This window comes from Paenibacillus glycinis, assembly GCF_009909185.1.
GTDB classification, from domain to species: Bacteria; Bacillota; Bacilli; order Paenibacillales; family Paenibacillaceae; genus Paenibacillus_Z; species Paenibacillus_Z glycinis.
In genome coordinates, this window is sequence record NZ_JAAAMV010000009.1 from 178589 (window position 1) to 198788 (window position 20200).

A 20200-nucleotide genomic window follows, 5' to 3' on the forward strand; every position below is an offset into this window, starting at 1 on the left:
AGCCGTTTCCCGAGCTCCGTCGGGGGACGGTTTTTTCGTTTTGCCTGAGTACGGTGCATCTCTCTTGGATTATGGGCAGGCGCGGATTTTTCAACCGGCAAAGTAATTAAATCGAAATAGTACATTGACAGACACAGTAATATATCGTATTATCCATATGTAGAGTTAATCGATGGAGCATGAACGCAGGATAAATAATTTCTTATAAGGAGAGTTGATGGTATGAACGAGAAGGTAGCGATCGATCTGAACGGGGTTTTTGCGCCATACGACGGGGGAAAGAGCGGCGCCGAATGGAAGACGGACCTGCTGACCAACCTCAGCGCGCACAACCTGGCCAAGAGCGATTTTGCCGGCGTTACCGCCCATAAAGGAACATTCAAAGCGAGCGCGCTGCGGGGATCCGACTTTTCGCGGGCCGACTTGACAGGCAGCACGTTTGCGAACGGCGATGCGCGCGAAGTCAATTTCGACCACGCGAATCTGACCGACTGCACCTTGGCTGCAGCCGACCTCGCGGAGTCGAGCTTCAATCATTCCGTACTCTTGCGCACCGACTTCGACAAGTCGGGGTTGGCCGGCGTAAAATTCAATGGCGCGAAACTGACCGATGTCAAGCTGACCATGACCGACCTTAGAAAAACGAGCTTTGAAAACTGCCTGTTCGACGGCGTCGACTTCGATTCCTCCGATCTGCGAGGCTTGCGTCTGGATCGGCAAACCTTTAACGGCGTTAAATTCAACAAAGCGGCCTTGAACGACGTTTCATTCCAAGGCGCGACGCTTAAAAATGCGTCATTCCAGGCCGGATTCGCTTTGACCAATAAGTATTACCGCGCCATCAAAACCATCAACTTCGACGGCGCCAGGATCGATAAACTGACCTTTGCCGTCCTTAAAGGAATCGGCGCCGATTTGTCGAAGGTTACGGTGATCTAACGGACAGTTCTCGATGCTGACGACTCGGAATAGGAGGTGATTCATCCTTTCATTGCCGTTATGCAGTCTCTTCGATGGACCGAAGGCGCTTTCCAGCATGGATAAGAATTCAGATAAACAATCGATCGATAATAATAAAAAGCGAGGGATACTTCATGCAAAAGACGATGGAACACAGCAACGGCGGCTTCTCCGAAACAGGGCTGCGCAAAATGCGCGACGTGCTGGAACGACATGTCGATTCAGGGAAAATCCCAGGACTCGTCGCGCTGGTCAGCCGGGGCGACGAGACGCATGTCGAAGCGATCGGCACGATGCGCCATGACGGCGGCGAGCCGATGCGCCGGGACACGATCTTCCGGATGGCCTCGACGTCCAAGCCGGTCGCGATCGCGGCGGCGATGGTCTTGCTCGACGCGTGCAAGCTGCGATTGGATGACCTGGTCGAGACATGGCTGCCGGAACTCGCCAACCGGCAGGTGCTGAAGCGGTTCGACGGACCGCTCGACGACACCGTGCCGGCGCGGCGGCCCATTACCGTGCGAGATCTGTTGACTTCCACGTTCGGGCTCGGCATGGATATGACATCGCTGGGCACGCCGATCATGGGCGCGATCTTCGAGCGGGGCCTCACGCCCGATCTGCCCGAGCCGATGCCCGAGCCGGACGAGTGGATGCGCCGCCTCGGCACGCTTCCGCTGATGTACCAGCCCGGAGAGCGCTGGCAGTACCACATCAGCAACGATCTTCTCGGCGTCCTCGTCGCCCGGGTCACGGGCCAGTCGTTCGAGTCGTTCCTGCGGGAGCGCATCTTCGGGCCCTTGGGCATGAAGGACACCGGTTTCCACGTGGCCACCGACAAGATCCGCCGGCTGCCGCCGCTCTACGCGCCCAATCCGCAGAACGGCGATTTCATCGTGTGGGACGAAGCGGAGGGAGGACGCCACAGCCAACCTCCGGCATTCCAGGGGGGCGGCGGCGGACTGGTCTCCACCGTCGACGACTACCTGTCCTATTTCCGGATGCTGCTCAATCATGGGATGCACGGGAACGAACGGATCCTGTCCCGGCCCGCGGTCGAGCTGATGACGACCAACCGTCTCGCGCCCGAGCAGCAAGCCGCCCGACATGCCATGGCCACCAACAACGTCCATGTGTCGTTCGGCCAAGGACAGCACGGCGGTTGGGGCATGGGGATGGCGGTGCGGACCTACCGCGGCGACTACGCGCCGATCGGCCAATTCGGTTGGGACGGCGGCAGCGGCACCTCGACCTACGCTGATCCGAAGAATCAACTCACCGGAATCCTGCTCACCCAGGTCGGAATGTCCACTCCGGATTCGGCGCGGCTTATCCACGATTTCTGGACCACGGTCTATCAGGCAATCGAAGACTGAGAAGAAATGTTGGCGGCCATGCGCGGATTTCGGCGCATGGCTTTTATTATTTCGGTTATGTAAACTGTTGATAATTGATTTATACGAACATACGTTCTATAATGTAGGTATTATCACATTTCATATATGATTTACGCATGACTGATCTTTGATATGATGTACATGACGATATGTTGATCGTTTGGAAGGAATTAGTAATACTTGGTAGAATAAATACGAAGCTGAACCGGTAGTAAATTCGTGCGCATAAGGAGATTAGACCATGGCAGAAAACAAATTATTGAGAATGGACAACGTTGGCATCGTCGTAGAATCCCTTGAAACCGCAATCCCTTTCTTCGAAGAGATCGGCTTGAAGCTCGAAGGGCGAGCTACTGTCGAAGGCGAATGGGCCGGTCGCGTAACCGGGCTGGGTTCGCAGTGCGTAGAGATTGCCATGATGGTAACCCCGGATGGCCACAGCCGACTCGAACTTTCGCGATTCGTCACCCCGCCCACGATATCGGATCACCGAACTGCTCCTGTAAATGCCCTTGGTTATCTACGCGTGATGTTCGCCGTTGAAGACATCGACGACGTGGTATCCAGACTGGCTAAGCACGGAGCCGAGCTCGTTGGCGAAGTGGTTCAGTACGGGGACTCGTATCGGCTCTGTTACATTCGTGGCGTCGAAGGACTCCTCATCGGTTTGGCGGAACAACTCGGCAACAAATAATTAACGTTTATAAGGAGCTGGATACGATGATAAAAGGTTTCGGAGGCATCTTTTGGAGAACGAAGAATCTGGAAGCGACAAAAAAATGGTACGGCGACGTCCTGCAGATTGAAATCGAAAATTGGAACGGAGCCATCATAAAGCCTCAATCCGGAAACGAGACCATTTTTTCTTTCTTTACCGAGGAGGACGGGTATTTTCCGACCGAACAGCAGGTGATGTTGAATTTCCAAGTCCATAATCTGGACGAGACGATCAAGCATCTTGAACAGATCGGCGTGCCGCTTGCGAAGAAGAAAGAAAGCAGCGAGTACGGAAGCTTTGTATGGATCGAAGATCCTGAAGGTCGGCTGATCGAGCTTTGGGAGAAATAACGCGTCGCAATTCGGCGCATGAAGGAAAGAACAGCCTGTCGATGGATGAATCATCCGTGAGACAGGCTCTTTTTCTATTCTGATCACAGGATGATCGGGTTCGTCGTTATATATTCGAACGCGCCGCTTCAAGGACGCGAATGCTTAGCTGCAAAGCGGCTAGGCTACATGGTCAGGCATACTTTAGGATACGGAGGAACGCGACATGATCAGAGCGTTAATGGAAGAGAGAGAATGGCTCGAAGGATACCCGGTCATGAAGGAATTACGAACCCATCTGAGCCAACGTACGTATCTTGATTTTCTTCGCAAAATGAGGGAAGAAGGATACAAGATGTTTGCGTTATACGAAAATAACGAAATCGTCGCATTAGCCGGGCTAAGCATACTGACGAATTTTTACTTCGGGAAGCATGCTTTCATTTATGATTTAGTCACCAAATCCACGGCGCGATCAAAGGGACACGGGCGCGAATTGCTGGCGCATATTCATCATTACGCCAGGGAAAACGGCTGCGGCATCGTGGCCTTGGGCTCGGGGTTAGCCAATATCGATGCCCACAGGTTCTATGAGACAAAGATGGGCTATGAAAAAGCCGCCTACACGCTGATTAAGGTCCTTTAATCACGGGTTGCAAGCGGTTATCTTCATTCAGGCAGAGATGGACATGCTCTCTTCGCCGAGTATAGGCCTTCGAGGGCGGCATCATGCGATAGCGCGATAAAAGTCTGGCACCCGGCATCGCCCGCGGGCCGGACTTTTTTTGGAAACAATTGCAAACACCCATTGACTTAGTTATGGAATGAATAGTAATATTATAACTATGAAGAACAAGACGAATAAACCTCAACGATCGCCGTTAGCGTTAGCCGTTCTCGCCCATCTGGCCGAGGAACCGATGCACCCTTACAGAATGCAGCAACTGATCAAAGAACGAGGGAAGGACGAGGTCATCAACGTCCGTCAGCGCACGAGCATTTATCAGACGATCGAGCGCTTGCTGAGAGAGGGCCTCATTGCCGTTCAAAGCACCTTAAGCGAAGGGGGACGTCCCGACCGAACCGTTTACGAATTGACCGAGGAAGGAAGTGAAGTATCGAAGGAGTGGCTGAGGGAGATGCTCTCGGTCCGCTCCCAGGAATATCCGGATTTTCCCGCGGCCATCTCGTTTCTGACCTTGCTGACGCCGGAAGACGTTCAGCGCCAATTCGAGCGAAGGGAAGCGGCTCTTCTGGAAGCCATCCAACGCACGGATGAGCAGCTGCTCCGATACAAGGAGACCGTTCCCCGTTTGTTCATGCTGGAGGTTGAGCATAGCCGAGCCGTGTTGGAAGCCGAACTGCAGTGGCTGCGCGCCGTCATCGCGGATTTCCGCACGGGCGAGCTCTTCTGGAGCGAGGAATGGTTACGCGGGATAGCGGAGCGTCTGGGCAGTCCGCAATAACATCAAACAGGGATAGCAGACGAATGCATGCGCATCAAATAAAAGCTACTTCCGAGGAGGAGTTTGAAATGATGAATACAACCGCTGCTAAGTCCGGTGCAGCAACGGCGGAATCGCTCCGCGAAGTCAGCTGCGTCCTGTCCAAGGACGGAACTACGATCGGTTATCGGCAATACGGTCGCGGCCCGGGCGTGATCATGGTGCATGGCGCCAATTTATCCTCGCAAAACTTGATGCAGCTCGCGGAACGGCTGGCCGATGGGTTCACGGTCTACGTGCCTGACCGCCGAGGCCGCGGTCTGAGCGGACCCTTCGGCGAAGGTTACGCGATCCGGAAGGAAGTCGAAGATGTGGAGGCGCTCCTGAATCATACAGGCGCCAGCCATATCTTCGGGATCAGCTCGGGCGGGCTCATTGCGCTCGAAGCGGCGCTTGCCTTGCCCGCCATTCGCAAGCTCGCCCTTTACGAACCCGCGCTATTGATGAACTCGGAGCGGACGGAATGGCTGACTCGTTACGATCGGGAGATCGCCCAAGGCAAGACGGCCGCCGCCCTCGTCACGTGCTTGAAAGGCCTGCAGCTGGGCGGACCGGTGCTGAATGCCATCCCGCGGTGGCTGCTCGAGACGATGACGAACAAGATGATGGTAGCCGAGGACAAGAAGGCGAAGCAAGGCGACGTGACGATGAGCATGCTGGCTCCGACGCTGCATTATGACGGGAGGTTGCTCGTCGAGATGACCGGCAAGCTGGACCGTTACAAGACATTGCGCGCCGATACGTTGTTACTGGGCGGCAGCAGGGGCTTGCCATACTTGAAGCCTGCGCTCGACGCCTTGGAGAAGACGCTGCCTCGGGCCAAACGGTTGGAATTGCCCGGACTTGATCACGGCGGAGCGTGCGACGTCAGCCAGTCCAACCGAGGCGGCAAGCCGGAATTGGTGGCACAGGAACTGCGGCGGTTTTTCGCCTAGGCATCTAGGTTGACGACGCTGGCATACTCGATGACCATGAAAACCAGCCTTTACCTCTCCCTTAGACAACCTAGCTTTACTTGAAATAAACCACCATTTGTATATCCCTCAGACCCGCGGCCCGTTGCTGTGGGTCTCTTTTTATGCAGCGGACCTGATCGCGGTTTTCATAAATATTTAAGAATTTCAGCCGCTTTCTCTTCATTTGTTTTCTTTAACCTAGCGAAAGAGAGCTTGAGGAGGAAACAAACATGCGAAAGTGGTTTATCTTGCTTGCGGCGCTGGTGGCGATGGGATTCGTATACGATCGGTTCAAGGCGCCGGCGAATACCGGGCTTCCGATGGATCCAGCCTTGAACGGGAAGCCGTCTACGACATCAAACTCAACGACGGAGACCCCCCCGCCGAAAAACGAACTTACGATCCGAGTCGATCGCGATCAGGTGCACGAGGGAAACTTGCTGCTCGTGAACGAGAACATTGCCGTGCCGCCCAATGATGCGGACGCCGAAGCGGTGAATTTGTACGCGCATAAGGAATTGCTGCTCGGCTTCGGCTTGCTTAACAGCAAGATCAAGCTGTCGCCCGACTTGACGCATAAATTCGCAGCGATGATCGCGGACGCCGCCAAAGACGGAGTCGACCATTTTATCATCAACAGCGGTTACCGGGACGACAAGGAGCAGCAAACGCTCTACGACCAACTGGGACCGGAGATCGCCGCGCTTCCGGGATATAGCGAGCATAGCTTGGGGCTGGCGCTCGACATCGGTTCGACGTTGACGCAGATGAAGGACGCCCCGGAAGGGGCATGGCTGAAGGAGAACGCTTGGAAATACGGCTTTATCGCGCGGTATCCTGAGGATAAAACGGACATTACCGGCGTCATCGGCGAACCGTGGCATTTCCGTTACGTCGGGCTTCCGCACAGCGCGATCATGCAAGAAAATCATTGGGCGTTCGAGGAATACTTGGCTGCGTTGCAATCGCGCAAATCGATCACGGCGGTCGTCATGAACCGCACGTACGTCGTCTATTACTTCCCGGTAGCTTCGCGTACGACGCTGCGCGTGCCGACGCTGGGCAGCTACGAAGTATCCGGCAACAATACGGACGGCGTAATCGTGACCGTATTGCAATCCTGAACGATACCCGGCAGATCGCGAGCGATTCATGCGAATCCCGCAGCGCCGATAACATTCCCTATTCGCTAATTCAGCGGATGGGGATATTTTTTTACCGTACTTTTACCGTTTGTTTGGTATATTTAATTATTATTCCGAATATAGCGGCGGTGAGGATAGCCATGAATATTTTGCTGGCGGAAGACGATAAGAAGCTCGGCAAGCTCGTGAAATACATGCTGGAGAAGAAAGGCGGCTATCACGTCGATTGGGTGGAGAACGGCGATGACGCGCTTGATTATGCGCGCGGTTCGGCGTATGACGTGCTCATCCTGGACTGGATGATGCCGCTCATGGACGGGGTAGACGTCTGCAAGCGCCTTCGGGGCGACCGTTACGGACAAGCGATCGTCCTCTTGACGGCGAAGGATTCGCTGCAGGATAAAATCTTCGGCCTCGACGCCGGAGCCGACGATTATCTGACGAAGCCATTCGAGATGGACGAGCTGCTCGCTCGTCTTCGCGTGCTGGCACGGCGGAATTTTGCCCCGAGGCAGTCGGATACGGCGACGTTCGGGCGATTCACGCTCAATCGCGCCTCGCGCCAGCTGTCGCGGGACGGCGCGGGGATTCCGCTTAGCCCGCGCGAATACCAGCTGCTCGATTTCTTCCTGCAGAACGCCGGCAACGTGCTGACGAGAGAGGCGATTCTCGATCGCATCTGGGGGCTCGGCAGCGACGTCTCCTACAAAAACGTCGACGTCACCGTGAAGATGCTCCGGGACAAGCTGGACGATTCCGGAGGAGTACCGGCCATTCACAGCATCAGGGGGGTAGGCTACCGGTTTGAAATGGACGCTTAAAAAAGGGAAGAAGCGCGACTTATTCCAATACACGCAGCGAAAGCTGACGGTTACCTACACGTGGCTCATCCTTCTGTTTCTGGCCTTATTCGCGATCATCGTATCGCTCTTCTTCCTCTTCATGGCGTACCGGGAACAAAGCGATTCGCTTCGTTCGACCATGAATGCGACCGAGGACGGCCGCGTCGTCATTCCGGACTTGGAGAACGGCCGCAGCGATGAGCTGTACTTCTTCTACGTGCTGGACAAACGCGGCCAAGTACTCGCGCATAGCGATGTCATCCCGCAGCTGAGCGACGGCAATAAGGAGGCAATCGAGAAGTGGATGCCGGAGGGCGATTCGTTCCGCTTGCGTTGGCAACCCGGACAGCAGCAGCGTTACGGCGATTTGATGATTCGCACGGATGAGAGGCTGCTCTTCATGGGCGCGCATCCGATATTGACGACGAACGGGCCGGCTACGGTCTATGCGGCGAAGGACGTCACCTTCTACTGGGATATTCTCCGGAATCTGCTCGTCGTGTTCTTCGTGATATTGATCGTGTTCATTCTTGTTGCCGTCAAGCTCAGCTCCTCGATGTCCAAGAAAGCGATGGTTCCGATTCAGCTGACGTTCAAGCAGCAGCAGCAATTTCTGGCGGATGCTTCCCACGAGCTGAGGACGCCGCTCAGCATCATGAACACGTCGCTCGACGTGATCGAGCTGGAGAACGGGGACGCGATGACGCCGTATGCGAAGGAAGTCGTGACGGATATGAAGGAAGAGATCGGCCGGATGAGCCGCATGGTGCAGGATCTGCTGATGCTCGCCCGGTCCGATGCGGGCTCGGTCGAGTTCGAGATGCGCGCTTTCGACATGGTCCCGAAGCTCCGCCAGTGGGTGCTTGCCTTCGAAGGGGTTGCGCAGAAGAAGGCGATCGCGCTTCGTACGATGCTGCCGGAGACGCTGACCGTGAAGGGCGATCCGGAGCGGCTGAAGCAGCTGGTCTATATCCTGCTGGACAATGCGATCAAGTATACGCCCGAGGCCGGCAGGGTCGACATCGGACTCGACCCGAACCCGAGGCAGTGGCGCATCATCGTCCGGGACAGCGGCATCGGGATTGCCGAAGCGGATCAACCGCGCATTTTCGACCGGTTTTACCGCGTCGAGAAGCATCGCTCCCGCGAGGAAGGTAGCGCCGGGCTAGGACTCGCGATCGCGAAGCAGATCGTGATCGCCCATCGGGGCTCGGTCGTGCTCGAGAGCGCGCCGGGGAAAGGAAGCACGTTTTCGGTCGAGTTTCGCGTGTAGCTTACGCGGATGGCGAACGGCCCTTTCTCTGCGGATGACGACGAGCAGGGAATTTTTTGCCTTTACCGTACTTTTACCAAGGTTCCATATAGTTAGTCGTGCAGAGACAAGATTAAGTGAAGAAGGGATGATTCAAGCGTGGGACGCATTAGACCGTGGGTGAAAAAAACGCTGCTCGTATCCGTCATCGTCGTAGCCGTCGGAGCCGGATTTAGCGTGATGGCCGGCGAGCGCGGGCGTGACGTAACGAAGGTGGTGCGGGTTAGTCAGGAGTTTCACGGCAACCCTGCAGGCGACATGAAGATCGAGGTGAGAAACGGCGGCATCGCAGGCGTGCCTGCGCCGCCCGACATGGGACCCCGCGACGGAGACGGACCGATGCGCATGCCATTCGGCGGAGAGTCCGCCGTGCCTGCACCGCCCGTAGCGCCGATGATCCGGGAGGGCGGCATCCGCTTCGAGCGGGGCCACGCGCATGGCATCGGCGCGGGCTTAGCGATTGGCGCGACGATTTTGATCGCCGGGCTATTGTTGCTCTGGATGGGCAAGCGAGGCAGACGGTCGAGCGCCGCGGACGGGCCGAATGCGCTGGCCGGCATCCCGACGGCATCGGACTTCCTGGACCAATGGGAGATGCAGCAAAATCAAACGAAGGAGTCGAAATAAAATGGGTATCTTCAGACGCGTCAAGGATGTGTTTCTGGCCGAAACGAACGGGCTGATCGACAAGTGCGAGAAGCCGCTCCATATGGTGAATCAATACATGCGGGAATTCGGCATCGAGCTGGAGAAAGGGCAGCATGCCCTGGCGCGGCAGCTGTTTATCGAGAAGCGGCAAGCGGCGCTGATCGCGCATGCCGAGGCGTCCGTAGAGAAGCGGGAGCGTCAAGCGAAGCTTGCGGTGAACCAGGGCGAGGATCAGATCGCGAAGCTGGCGCTGCAGGAGAAGCTGCTGCAGGAGAAGAAGCTGGCCGTCTACCGCGAGCAGTACGCCGCGATCCAGGAACAGACGAAGGCGCTGGAAGAGCGCATCGCCCAGCTGCAGGTGCAATCGGAGGAGTACAATCACCGCCGGCTGCTGCTCGAATCCCGAGTGAACGTGGCCAGCTCCCTGAAGGAGCTGAACCAGCGCGTCGTCTCGTTTCAGACGGACGGCATGGTCAGAGGATTCGCCCGCGCGGAGGAGAAGGTGCTGATGATCGAGGCGGAGCTGGAGGCGATGCACCGGTTCAACTCGCCGGCTATGCGGTCCGCGCCGCAGTATCTCGACCCGGCGTTGACGGCGGAGATCGAAACGTCGCTGGCGGCATTAAAGCAGCAGCCTGCGGCGGAAGCGTGAAACGAACGCAGGCGGCATATGCCTAAGCAAGCGCATAAAATGCGATATAGCATGAATGAAAACCGGCAGATTCTGCCGGTTTTGTGATGTCCGCTAATGGCGAGACCAAGCGGATTCCTTGCCGATACTCGATGCGCAGAAGTCATCGAATGCAGGGCAATGCCAGCGTTCCTCGGTGATTTGGGGCGAGCAAGCAGGCTGTTTTTGGCTATTTACGAGAGATAACGCGCATCAAGCGTTGCTACTGAGCCAAGCTCTCCAGATCCGGCTGCAATTTGTTCCGCAGCATGCATAGCATGGCAGCCCCGCTGATTCTGCTCGGGATTGAACAAATGATCATGGAGCGGGAGAAGCAGCAGGAGCGGATGCGTTGACCCTTCATTGAATGGATGGCGAATTATTGGAAAAAATAACTAATAATTACTCATCGCGCGACTAGGGGAGGGGGATAAGCATTGAATAACTTTAGGAACAAATATCGAAATCGGTATTATCAAGCCAATTTTACTCCCTTCGGAACGATCCAGCTTCACCAGCGAAATCCTCACATCGTTGCATTATGGTCGGTTGCGTTTCCCGGGTTCGGCCATTTTTTGATCCACAAATTCATCACGGGCTTCGCATTGTTTTTTTGGGAATTTTATATTAACCAAGTTACGCATCTGAATACGGCCATGATGTATTCGTTTAACGGCGATATCGCCAAAGCAAAGGAGATTTTGGACGAAAGGTACATCTACCTCTATATTCCGGTTTATTTATTCGCCATCTGGGACAGCTACCGGACCGCAGTCGATGAAAATATGATCCATTTGTTGGCGAAAAGAGAAAATGCCAAATTCACGACATTCTCGATTAATCCGTTCGGAATGAACTTTATCAGCAAGAAGAAGCCGTTGGTCGCATTCGCTTGGTCGTTGGCCTTTCCGAGTCTCGGGCAAATGTATATTCATCGCATCATCGGCGCCTTGCTGCTTCTGATCATGACTATCGTCGTCATCCTTAATTCGGACCTGGTGGAAGGCATTCACTATTGTATGCTGGGGGACTTCGGAAGAGCCAGAGAAGTCGTAGACGAACAATGGTCCCTTTATTTCCCGTCGATTTATTTCTACGGCATATACGATGCTTACTCCAATACGGTGGAATTAGGAAAACTGTTTAGTTGGGAACAAGCGGATTTTTTGAAAAGGCACCATCAACCGCAAAATTTCGTACTCCATAAAGGAGAAAAAATATAATGGGCTTACAGATTTTCTCTACCTTTCAGCACTCGCATTATCTCGAACTCGCAATCAGCGAGCTGAAAGAATACAAGATCGAGGATATCTATGCGGTTCCGCTCGATAATCGCAAATTAGATAGCAAAATGTTCGATACGATGCATGCCATGGACGGAACTTCATTGGTCGACACGGCGCTTATACTGGCCATGATGTGCGGAACGGTCGGGGTGGCGAGAGGGTTCGTCCTGGATTGGGGACCGGTGTTTTGGGGCCTGATCGGTTCGGCTAGCGGATTTGCCGCCGGTTTTGCATTCGATGTCATCAAAACGGCCATTAAACGCAAGAAGATCAAAACCGGCAAGACCAGACTTGGCGAAATCATAATCATCGTCCAGTGCAAGAACGAGCAAGCCGAGTTGGTAGAGCAGACCTTATGGCGTAACATGGCGCTTGGGGTTGCTGTTACGAGCATGCAAAGCTTGGAACGGAATCAGGCGGTATTGGCGGACAAGAACTAATGCACGCGATATTCGATATCGGATGGCGATATCATTGGAACGCTTCAGACCCGCATAATATGCGGTTTTTTTGCATGCGCAGGCGAATACTCGATTCGGTAACAGGGGATTCTTGAGGTAGATAAGGGATCATTCGTTTGGCGGATCGTTATCATAGAAAAACCCTCATTGATCTATGCGTACTAAACCTCTACTATGAGCATGAAGATAAATTAGGAGGCGATAAACCATGTCCATGTCAATCGCGGATATCAAGATTCCCGACAGCAAGCTGGCCGTCGAAGCGGCGGAGCTGTTGCGCGAGCATGGCGACGATCTGCTGTGGAACCATTCGAACCGGGTATTTCTCTTCGCGTCGCTCCAAGGCAACCTGCAGCAAACGAAGTATGATCCGGAATTGCTCTATATCAGTTCGCTATTCCACGATCTAGGCTTGACCCCGGCATTCCGCAGTCCGGACAAGCGCTTCGAAGTCGACGGGGCGAATGCCGCGCGCGATTTCCTGCGAAGCCGCGGCGTGCCGGAAGAATCCGTCCGGCTGGTCTGGGACGCCGTTGCCTTGCATACGACGATCGGAATCGTCGAGTACAAAGAAAGCGAAGCGGCATTGATGAACTTCGGCGTCGGCTACGACGTCGTAGGCAAAAACTTCGACCTCATCTCGGATGAGATCCGCCGGCAAATCGTCGACGCGTTCCCGCGCAACCGATTCAAGCACAAGATCCTGCATGCCTTCTTGGAAGGCTTCAAGCATAAGCCGGAAACGACCTACGGCACGATCAACGCCGATATCTGCGAAGCGCTTCTGCCGGGCTATAAACGTCCTAATTTTTGTCAGCATGTGCTTCATTCCAGATGGGAAGAGTAATCGCGCGCGAGGCAGACGGCGTCGAACGACTGGCGTACCGAGAGATGTCTTTTCCTCACTGCTCGTTCCGCAGACCAGCCAAAAAATAATTTCATGCGTTTCCGGTCCTGCGGTCGATGTTGATAGTCCTTGTTCGTTGTTAGAATAGAGAGGCCGAACATGAATGGTCTTCTAATCGGAACTTGACCAGGAGGATGAGGCATGCTGTTTATGTTGATCGTCAAAGCCTCGGCGAATTCGGAAACCGGCAATCTTCCGAACCCGGAGCTCGAAGCAGCCATGACGAAGTACAACGAGGAACTGGTTAAGGCAGGCGTGCGGATTATGGCTAAAGGGCTTCATCCCAGTACGAACGGGCTCCGCCTGTCTTTTCCGGAACCCGGGGGAAGGCCTGTGGTTACGGACGGCCCCTTCACGGAATCGAAGGAATTGATTGCCGGGTTCATTCTGATTGACGTGAATTCGAGGGAAGAAGCGATCGGGTGGGCCATGCGGATGCCGGACCCGCAAGGACACGGGGAGGGCCAGATAGAATTGCGCCAAGTCTTCGAATGAAAGCCGCCAAGCGCTTGATCCTCGCGAAAGCCGCGTAAATGATACGCGGCTTTTTTGCGTGATCATCGTGCCATGAATGTCGATAATCCACCTAATCTTCCTCTAGCGGCATGCGGATATTTCTTCTTTCGATATTCGCTTATACCTTGATTCGGTACAGGCTGGTGCATAAACGATATAAATTCATCGGAAATGTTTAATGCTCGTTCACCGGATCAGACGATAACAAAATCGGTCCCGTAGCATGCAAGCCCCAGCTTCTGCGCCACGCGCCGCGAAGAATGGTTATCCCAGAAGGTACTGTATAGAGGGATCCGATCCGCCCGGCGAACCGCCTCCGCCCAACCGGCAACGACGGCAGCGGCATAACCTTGTCCGCGAAATTCCGGCAGCGTCTCCAACCCCGCTTCGTGGGCGCGCGAGGCGATGCGGACGCTGCGGCAGACCGATACGGCTCGCCCGTCGGAAACCGCCGCGATGCAAGGCTGCGCATCGTCCACTTCCGGAATCAGCCAATCGAAGTCGCCTGCCAGCAGTTCCGCATTTTGCCTCGTGACGGTGACCGGATTCGACGCGACCGGGCGTTCGTCCGCGAGATCGACGGGAACCAGATAAGCCGGCCCCATCGTGTAGACTTGCGCGTCCAGCAAGTACATATACGAATCGAAATGGCGGGGGGTCGACCGCAAATCTCCACGGCCGTCTTCGGCGCATAGGGCCTCCAGCCTCCGGACGAGATCGTCCGGCACGTCGTGTCTGAACCTGCAGACCGTCGTTCCTTGAATCGTCCGCCCGAGGAACATCCGAGGCGCCGGACCTCCGCCTGGCTCGTTTATCGTCAGCAAGCTCCCCTTACTGTCATGTGCATAGAGCGCCTCGGCTTGCAGTTCCATCAACCCGTGGGCTCCGATATCGCCGAATGATCGTTGATTCAAAAGCAGGTCACGCTCCTTCGCCTAGGGCCGTTTATGACATTCGCCGGATTTGTGCGGCGATTCGCCTCGTAGCGGTCTGAAGTTTCGACGTTTCTATTTCACTATACCATCAATCCCATTGGCCGTTTCGGTAAATAATGAGCTTGAATTGACTTTTACTACACAGAATGGGGCGGAGTGTAAAAGCCGCGTAAATCGCGGCTTTTTGCGTTAGGGGATAAGTTAAACGCCCGAAGTGGTCAAGCCTCGAATCACGGGTATCAGAATGTTGGTCGCAGAGGGCGAAGGATCGAGTTGGAGCGCCACCGTTCCGGAGAAGAGCACGCGCGTCAAACCCGGCGCCCCTGTCATGACGCTATCGCCCGCCGTGGTCAGTATAGGAATACATATGGGGCTTGGCTTACCTATGATCGGGCAAGAGACGCTAATCCGCGGAAGATATGGAACGCATCGTATTCTGCTTCGTTAATATAGGGAACGGATTGCTGGACGGCCTAGTCGATCATATTGCGATCGAACCGTTTCGTTTCCGACAGCCGGGCAAACTTCAACGCAGAACGAAAGGGGAGAATCACGATGTCGGGTCCGTCGCCGTTGATGGATGCTTTAGGGATCGCGGGTATTTTCGTCGTCATAGTCGGTTTATTGGGGCTTTGCTGGTTTTTTGTGTTTCGCAAAGAAAAATAAACGCGCCTCGAGCCGATTGAACGCCAAGAATCGCTACGAAAGCCGCCTGCCGGGCATAAAACCGGCAGGCGGCTTTCGTATAGTTCAAATTATGTCTTCCTATCTAGGGTTTGTTTCCAATAGAGCCGTTAGCATTATTTTTGTTGTGCAATTATGTATTTATATAGGAAAGGGGACTTATTTCCATTAATATCTTCCGTTCATGATAATAATTGAAAGCGTAAACGATTATTACGCATAAATAAATTGATATATTGTTCTATATTTCATTATTTGTATTAACTGGTATCGAAACCTACAATAGCCTTACCATAAGCAAGCCTGCAGCATGAAGTGCTTATGTTGAACGGCATCATACGAAGATGCAACCCCATAATTTCACTATTTAGGAGGTTTACCATGTTATCCGTCATTAAATCCGCATTCAACAACAACTATGTCTCGGCCGAAGACCAAGGAGCCAGTCCGCTGATCGCCAATCGTACGGCGGCAAAGGGTTGGGAAACCTTTAACGTAATTAACAACCCGGATGGTACCATCTCTTTCCTCTCGTCGGCCAATAACAAATACGTTACCGCCGATTTGAACGAAAATACGAAACTGATCGCAAGAGCGACGACGATACAAGCATGGGAGAAATTCAAACGCGTCGATCGCGGCAACGGAAAGGTCGCCTTGCAAGCCGTGGCCAACAATCAATACGTATGCGCGGACATGAACCTGGAAGGCGTGCTGTATGCGAATAGACCGACGGCTTCGGGCTGGGAAGAATTCGTGATCGCCGCTCAGCCGAATCAGAATCCGGAAGCTCCCGCCCAGCAGCCTTCCGGCGGATTCGTCGTAACCGAGCAGCAGTTCAACCAAATCTTCCCGGGTCGCAACCATTTCTATACCTATGCCGGATTAGTCGCCGCTACGAGCGCGTATCCCGCTTTCGCCAAAACGGGCGGCAGTACGATCGAACGCCAAGAAGCCGCCGCGTTCCTGGCCAACATCCATCACGAGACAGGCGGACTCTATCACATCGTCGAGGCGAACAAGGCTAACTATAACCACTATTTCGACTATAACAGCAAATATAAAGTCGTTCCCGGCAAGCAATATTACGGTCGCGGTCCGCTGCAGATCAGCTGGAACTACAATTACGGGGCCGCCGGCGAGGCGCTCGGCCTTCCGCTGCTCTCGAATCCGGATCTGGTCGCGCAGGATCCTGCCGTCGCGATGAAAACGGCGCTGTGGTTCTGGAACACGCAGACGGGTGCCGGCAAGATGACGTGCCACAATGCGATGATTCAATCCAAAGGATTCGGCGAAACCATCCGCACCATCAACGGCGCCTTGGAGTGCAACCGCGGCGGAGGCGGCGCCGTGCCGAACCGGGTCGAGCAATACAAGAAAATTTGCGCCATTCTCGGCGTTGCTCCGGGCGACCATCTTAGTTGCTAGACCTGCCTCGCAGGAGATTCAGATCCGCGGCATACGATCAAATTCTGCCGATCAGGCAAGAGAAAGAGGGACGACAATGGCTCAAGCATGGCGAAGCACCTTATATCCGGACAATTGGAAGCCGGGGTATACAGATACGCAGGGCAACTTTCTCCAAGACTTTTCTTACGCGGGTTATTGGCGAGGAGAAAAGCCGATTCCGTCCGCGCCGCCCGGCGCCGTCCATAACGTCGTAGCGCAATACGGAGCAGACGCCAGCGGACAAGCGGATTCGACGGCGGCCATCCAGAATGCGATCAATGCGGCCGGTGCCGCGGGAGGCGGCGTCGTTTACTTGCCCGCGGGGACATACCGCGTTCGCCCGCAAGGCGCGAGTTCAAGCGCGCTGTGGATGAAGCAGAACAATGTCGTTCTGCGGGGAGCCGGTAAGACCGCCACGTTCATCTACAACGATACGCCGAACATGCGGGAGAAATCGGTCATTCGCGTAGCGCCGGACCATTCCGCCGACTGGCATAAGCCGACGAACGCGCCGACGTCCATCCGAAGCGACGTCAACCCGATGGCGACCGTGATTCCCGTCGGCAGCGTCGGCGAATATGCGGTGAATGATTTTATCGTCCTGCATGCCGATGCTACGGATGCCTTTTTGGCCGAGCACGGGATGTCCGGCAAGTGGGACGCGGGTACCGTAAAAGGACCGACCTTTTACCGAAAGATCACGGCCATCGACAAAGCGGCCAATACGCTGACGCTCGATATTCCGATTCGCTATGCGCTAAAGACGAGAGACAAGGCAAGGATCTATAAAGTAGGCGAAATGCTGTCGGAGATCGGGATCGAGCAATTGTCCGTCGGCATGAAGCAGCATACGGGCTCCAGCTGGGGAGATCTGGATTACAAGAAGCCGGGAACCGCGGCGTATGACGTGCATGCCGCGAAAGCGATCGGGTTTTCCAACGTCAAGAACGGCTGGATCGATCAAGTGGACAGCTTCAAGCCTTCGTCCAACGCGAGCGACCTGCATCTGCTGTCGCATGGGATCGTCCTATATCAGTCTCGCACGGTAACGGTTCAGAACACGCATATGCAAAAGCCTCAGTATAGGGGAGAAGGCGGGAACGGGTATCTCTACTTGATGCAGGGCGAGGATAATTTGGTGCAGCATGCCGCGGCGACCCTGGGAAGACATAGCTTTACCTTCCAATACATGTGGACCAGCGGCAACGTCATTTACGATAGCACGTCGAACAAACCGCGTCTGGCCACCGATTTTCATATGTACCTGAGCATGGCGAATCTGCTGGACAACATGACGATGAACGGCGATTATATCGAAGCGGTCTATCGGCCTTACGGAACCGTGGAGCATGGCTGGACCACGTCGCAATCGGTCATCTGGAACACGAACGGGGTCGCCTATGCCCAGGGACAGTCTGCGATCGTGAAATCCAGGCAGTTCGGTCGCGGCTATGTGATCGGTACGCGCGGCGCGGCCGCCGGCGTAGAGTATACGGTGCCTTCCGGCGATCGTTCGGCGCCGCAGGACTTTGTCGAAGGCGTCGGAACAGGAGGAGACCTGAATCCGCGGTCGCTGTACGCCGATCAGAAGCTGAAGCGAAGCGGCGAAGCGCCGGCCGTCCTCTTTGCGCCGATTCCCGGCAGGATCGAAGCGGAGCAATACAGCGCGATGAGCGGCGTGCAGACCGAGAACACGAAGGATGCCGGCGGCGGCTTGAATGTCGGTTGGATCGAAGCCGGCGATTGGATGGACTACGCCGTGAACGTAACTGCCGCCGGGACGTATAAGATCGAGCTAAGCGTGGCGAGTCAAGTCGACACCGGTTCTATCCAGCTGAAATCCGGCGATACCGTGTTAAGCGCGATTGCCGTGCCGAATACCGGAGGCTGGCAAACCTGGAAGACCGTGAGCGGCGAAGCGAGTCTAAGCGCGGGCCAGAAGACGCTGCGCGTATACGCGGCAGGGCCGGGCTTCAATTTGAATTGGCTGCAATTCACCATTCAAACGCCCGCCGCTCAACAACCTGCTACCGGACAGCCGTCAACCGGACAACCGGCGGCAGGGCAGCCGGCAGCCCAACCGCCGATAAATCCGATCAAGAACCCCGGATTCGAAACGGGGAGTCTGGAAGGATGGACGGAGTGGCATAACGGCGCCGAATCGGCATGCAAAGCGGACTCCGACAAACCGCGCACGGGCAGCCATAAACTGACGCATTGGCTGGCCGGCGCGTATCAGCAGTTGACCTCCCAATCGCTGGCCGTGCCGAACGGCACCTATGCCGTCAGCGTATGGGCCAGATCGGGCGGCGGACAAAAGGCGCTGCATCTGTACGCGAAAAATTACGGCGCCGCGGAGGTGCAAGCGGTAATCGGAAGCAATCCGGTCGTCGAGTATACGAAATTCACCATCGATAACGTCCAGGTCACGAATGGCCGAATCGAGATCGGCGTCTGGAGCGACGCGAAAGCGGGCAACTGGGCCGCGTTCGATGATTTTGAGCTGTTGAGGAAATAAGTCTGGAAGCCCGGCAGACCGATCGCAGGAATCGGTTCGCTCTGGCATGCAGCCGATTATACGAGCAGGGATCAAACAAGAGATAGGAAACAAAAAAGAGCCGCGCGACGGCTCTTTTTTGTTTCGCGCTGCAGGCGCTGCAGGCGCGGTCGCATGCATAGATTAAAGCTATCGTGATGATAGAAAAAGAGACATTGATCCTTATGCGACAATTCGATAAGCTTGGGTTGTCGATTCGACATTCCGCTCACTCATTGAGGATCACAATGGCTCGCTGCTCCAATCCCTCGACAAAGGGATTTCGGCAAACGATTGTACGAAATTCAATGCATGGAGGGTGACTATCATGAATGTCAAACAAACCGCGATTAAAATTTCCGTCGTCGTTCTTTGGACGGCAACAGGCTTGACGGCTCTCGGCTCGGGACATATCGCAAAAGTGAATGCGCTTTCTTCCGAAACCGCTGTCAAACTGATCAAGTACAGCGATCATTATCTGGGAACGCCATATAAATTCGGGGCGAGCACGTCGACTACGCATTACTTCGACTGCTCGTCGTTTACGAAGCACGTGTTTGAAAAATTCGGCTATCGCTTGCCGCGAAGCGCGGCCGAGCAAGCCAAACTAGGGCATGCCGTATCGAAATCGGAATTTAAGAAAGGCGATCTCGTCTTCTTCAAGGTTCCGAGCCGCGGCAATTTCATCGGCCATGTCGGCATCTATGTCGGCAAAGGCAAAATGTTGAACACCTTCGGGTCCGGCGGCGTCAAGCTCGCGGACATGGACAAGTCCTATTGGACGGAGAATTTCGTTACCGCACGCCGTTTGGACTAGTCCGAAGTGCGTTAGACGAAACCAATCGGCTTCGAATCATGCAAGCAGGGCAGCCTATATGTACGATCGGCGCAAGATGACTGCCCTCGTTTAGATTGCCTGACGATGGGTACCGTTATACCTCGAT

Annotated in this window: 20 protein-coding genes; 19 read left to right on the forward strand and 1 reads right to left on the reverse strand. The window is 54.9% G+C overall.

Annotated elements, in window-relative coordinates:
- Window positions 1-222: 222 nt before the first annotated feature.
- From GT019_RS13470 to GT019_RS13545, 16 genes are all read left to right on the forward strand, one after another.
- Complete coding sequence (locus GT019_RS13470; RefSeq protein WP_161743696.1) at window positions 223-939, forward strand: pentapeptide repeat-containing protein; 717 nt, start codon at window positions 223-225, stop codon at window positions 937-939.
- Between the two features lie 167 nt (window positions 940-1106).
- The gene (locus GT019_RS13475; protein WP_161743853.1) at window positions 1107-2336 is read left to right on the forward strand and encodes a serine hydrolase domain-containing protein; all 1230 of its coding nucleotides are present in this window, start codon (window positions 1107-1109) and stop codon (window positions 2334-2336) included.
- A gap of 262 nt (window positions 2337-2598) precedes the next feature.
- Window positions 2599-3051: a VOC family protein gene (locus GT019_RS13480; protein ID WP_161743697.1), complete on the forward strand. Its 453-nt coding sequence runs from the start codon at window positions 2599-2601 to the stop codon at window positions 3049-3051.
- A 26-nt stretch (window positions 3052-3077) separates the two neighbouring features.
- Complete coding sequence (locus GT019_RS13485) at window positions 3078-3425, forward strand: VOC family protein (RefSeq protein WP_161743698.1); 348 nt, start codon at window positions 3078-3080, stop codon at window positions 3423-3425.
- A gap of 205 nt (window positions 3426-3630) precedes the next feature.
- Entirely contained in the window at window positions 3631-4050 is a 420-nt protein-coding gene (locus tag GT019_RS13490; protein WP_161743699.1) for a GNAT family N-acetyltransferase, read from the forward strand.
- Window positions 4051-4249: 199 nt separating this feature from the next.
- Window positions 4250-4870 carry a PadR family transcriptional regulator gene (locus tag GT019_RS13495; RefSeq protein WP_161743700.1) on the forward strand — a complete coding sequence of 207 codons (621 nt, stop codon included), beginning with the start codon at window positions 4250-4252 and terminating at the stop codon, window positions 4868-4870.
- A gap of 68 nt (window positions 4871-4938) precedes the next feature.
- Window positions 4939-5844 (forward strand): alpha/beta fold hydrolase, encoded by a 906-nt coding sequence (locus GT019_RS13500; protein WP_161743701.1) that lies wholly within the window; start codon window positions 4939-4941, stop codon window positions 5842-5844.
- A 251-nt stretch (window positions 5845-6095) separates the two neighbouring features.
- A complete protein-coding gene (locus GT019_RS13505) occupies window positions 6096-6989 on the forward strand; it encodes a M15 family metallopeptidase (protein ID WP_161743702.1) in 894 nt (297 codons plus the stop codon).
- Between the two features lie 161 nt (window positions 6990-7150).
- Complete coding sequence (locus GT019_RS13510) at window positions 7151-7831, forward strand: response regulator transcription factor (RefSeq protein ID WP_161743703.1); 681 nt, start codon at window positions 7151-7153, stop codon at window positions 7829-7831.
- The gene (locus GT019_RS13515; RefSeq protein ID WP_161743704.1) at window positions 7815-9125 is read left to right on the forward strand and encodes a sensor histidine kinase; all 1311 of its coding nucleotides are present in this window, start codon (window positions 7815-7817) and stop codon (window positions 9123-9125) included. The genes GT019_RS13510 and GT019_RS13515 overlap by 17 nt, the downstream gene beginning before the upstream one ends.
- Before the next feature lie 138 nt (window positions 9126-9263).
- Entirely contained in the window at window positions 9264-9791 is a 528-nt protein-coding gene (locus GT019_RS13520; RefSeq protein ID WP_161743705.1) for a hypothetical protein, read from the forward strand.
- A 1-nt stretch (window position 9792) separates the two neighbouring features.
- Window positions 9793-10464: a PspA/IM30 family protein gene (locus GT019_RS13525; protein ID WP_161743706.1), complete on the forward strand. Its 672-nt coding sequence runs from the start codon at window positions 9793-9795 to the stop codon at window positions 10462-10464.
- Between the two features lie 455 nt (window positions 10465-10919).
- A complete protein-coding gene (locus GT019_RS13530) occupies window positions 10920-11705 on the forward strand; it encodes a hypothetical protein (protein WP_161743707.1) in 786 nt (261 codons plus the stop codon).
- A complete protein-coding gene (locus GT019_RS13535) occupies window positions 11705-12208 on the forward strand; it encodes a hypothetical protein (protein ID WP_161743708.1) in 504 nt (167 codons plus the stop codon). Before GT019_RS13530 ends, GT019_RS13535 begins: the two co-directional genes overlap by 1 nt.
- Before the next feature lie 229 nt (window positions 12209-12437).
- A complete protein-coding gene (locus GT019_RS13540; RefSeq protein WP_161743709.1) occupies window positions 12438-13076 on the forward strand; it encodes an HD domain-containing protein in 639 nt (212 codons plus the stop codon).
- Between the two features lie 201 nt (window positions 13077-13277).
- Window positions 13278-13631, forward strand: coding sequence for a YciI family protein (locus GT019_RS13545; protein ID WP_161743710.1), 354 nt, complete (start codon window positions 13278-13280; stop codon window positions 13629-13631).
- 215 nt (window positions 13632-13846) lie between these two features.
- Here GT019_RS13545 and GT019_RS13550 read toward each other — a convergent pair whose 3' ends face one another.
- Window positions 13847-14566 carry a GNAT family N-acetyltransferase gene (locus GT019_RS13550; RefSeq protein WP_235947905.1) on the reverse strand — a complete coding sequence of 240 codons (720 nt, stop codon included), beginning with the start codon at window positions 14564-14566 and terminating at the stop codon, window positions 13847-13849.
- A 1086-nt stretch (window positions 14567-15652) separates the two neighbouring features.
- Between GT019_RS13550 and GT019_RS13555 the strand changes: the two genes are divergently transcribed.
- The 3 genes from GT019_RS13555 (at window position 15653) to GT019_RS13565 (ending at window position 20073) form a co-directional block, all read left to right on the forward strand.
- The gene (locus GT019_RS13555) at window positions 15653-16699 is read left to right on the forward strand and encodes a glycoside hydrolase family 19 protein (RefSeq protein ID WP_235947908.1); all 1047 of its coding nucleotides are present in this window, start codon (window positions 15653-15655) and stop codon (window positions 16697-16699) included.
- Window positions 16700-16775: 76 nt separating this feature from the next.
- Entirely contained in the window at window positions 16776-19238 is a 2463-nt protein-coding gene (locus GT019_RS13560) for a carbohydrate-binding protein (RefSeq protein WP_235947925.1), read from the forward strand.
- A 346-nt stretch (window positions 19239-19584) separates the two neighbouring features.
- On the forward strand, window positions 19585-20073 hold the full coding sequence (locus tag GT019_RS13565; RefSeq protein ID WP_161743711.1) for a C40 family peptidase: 489 nt from the start codon (window positions 19585-19587) through the stop codon (window positions 20071-20073).
- Window positions 20074-20200: the final 127 nt, after the last annotated feature.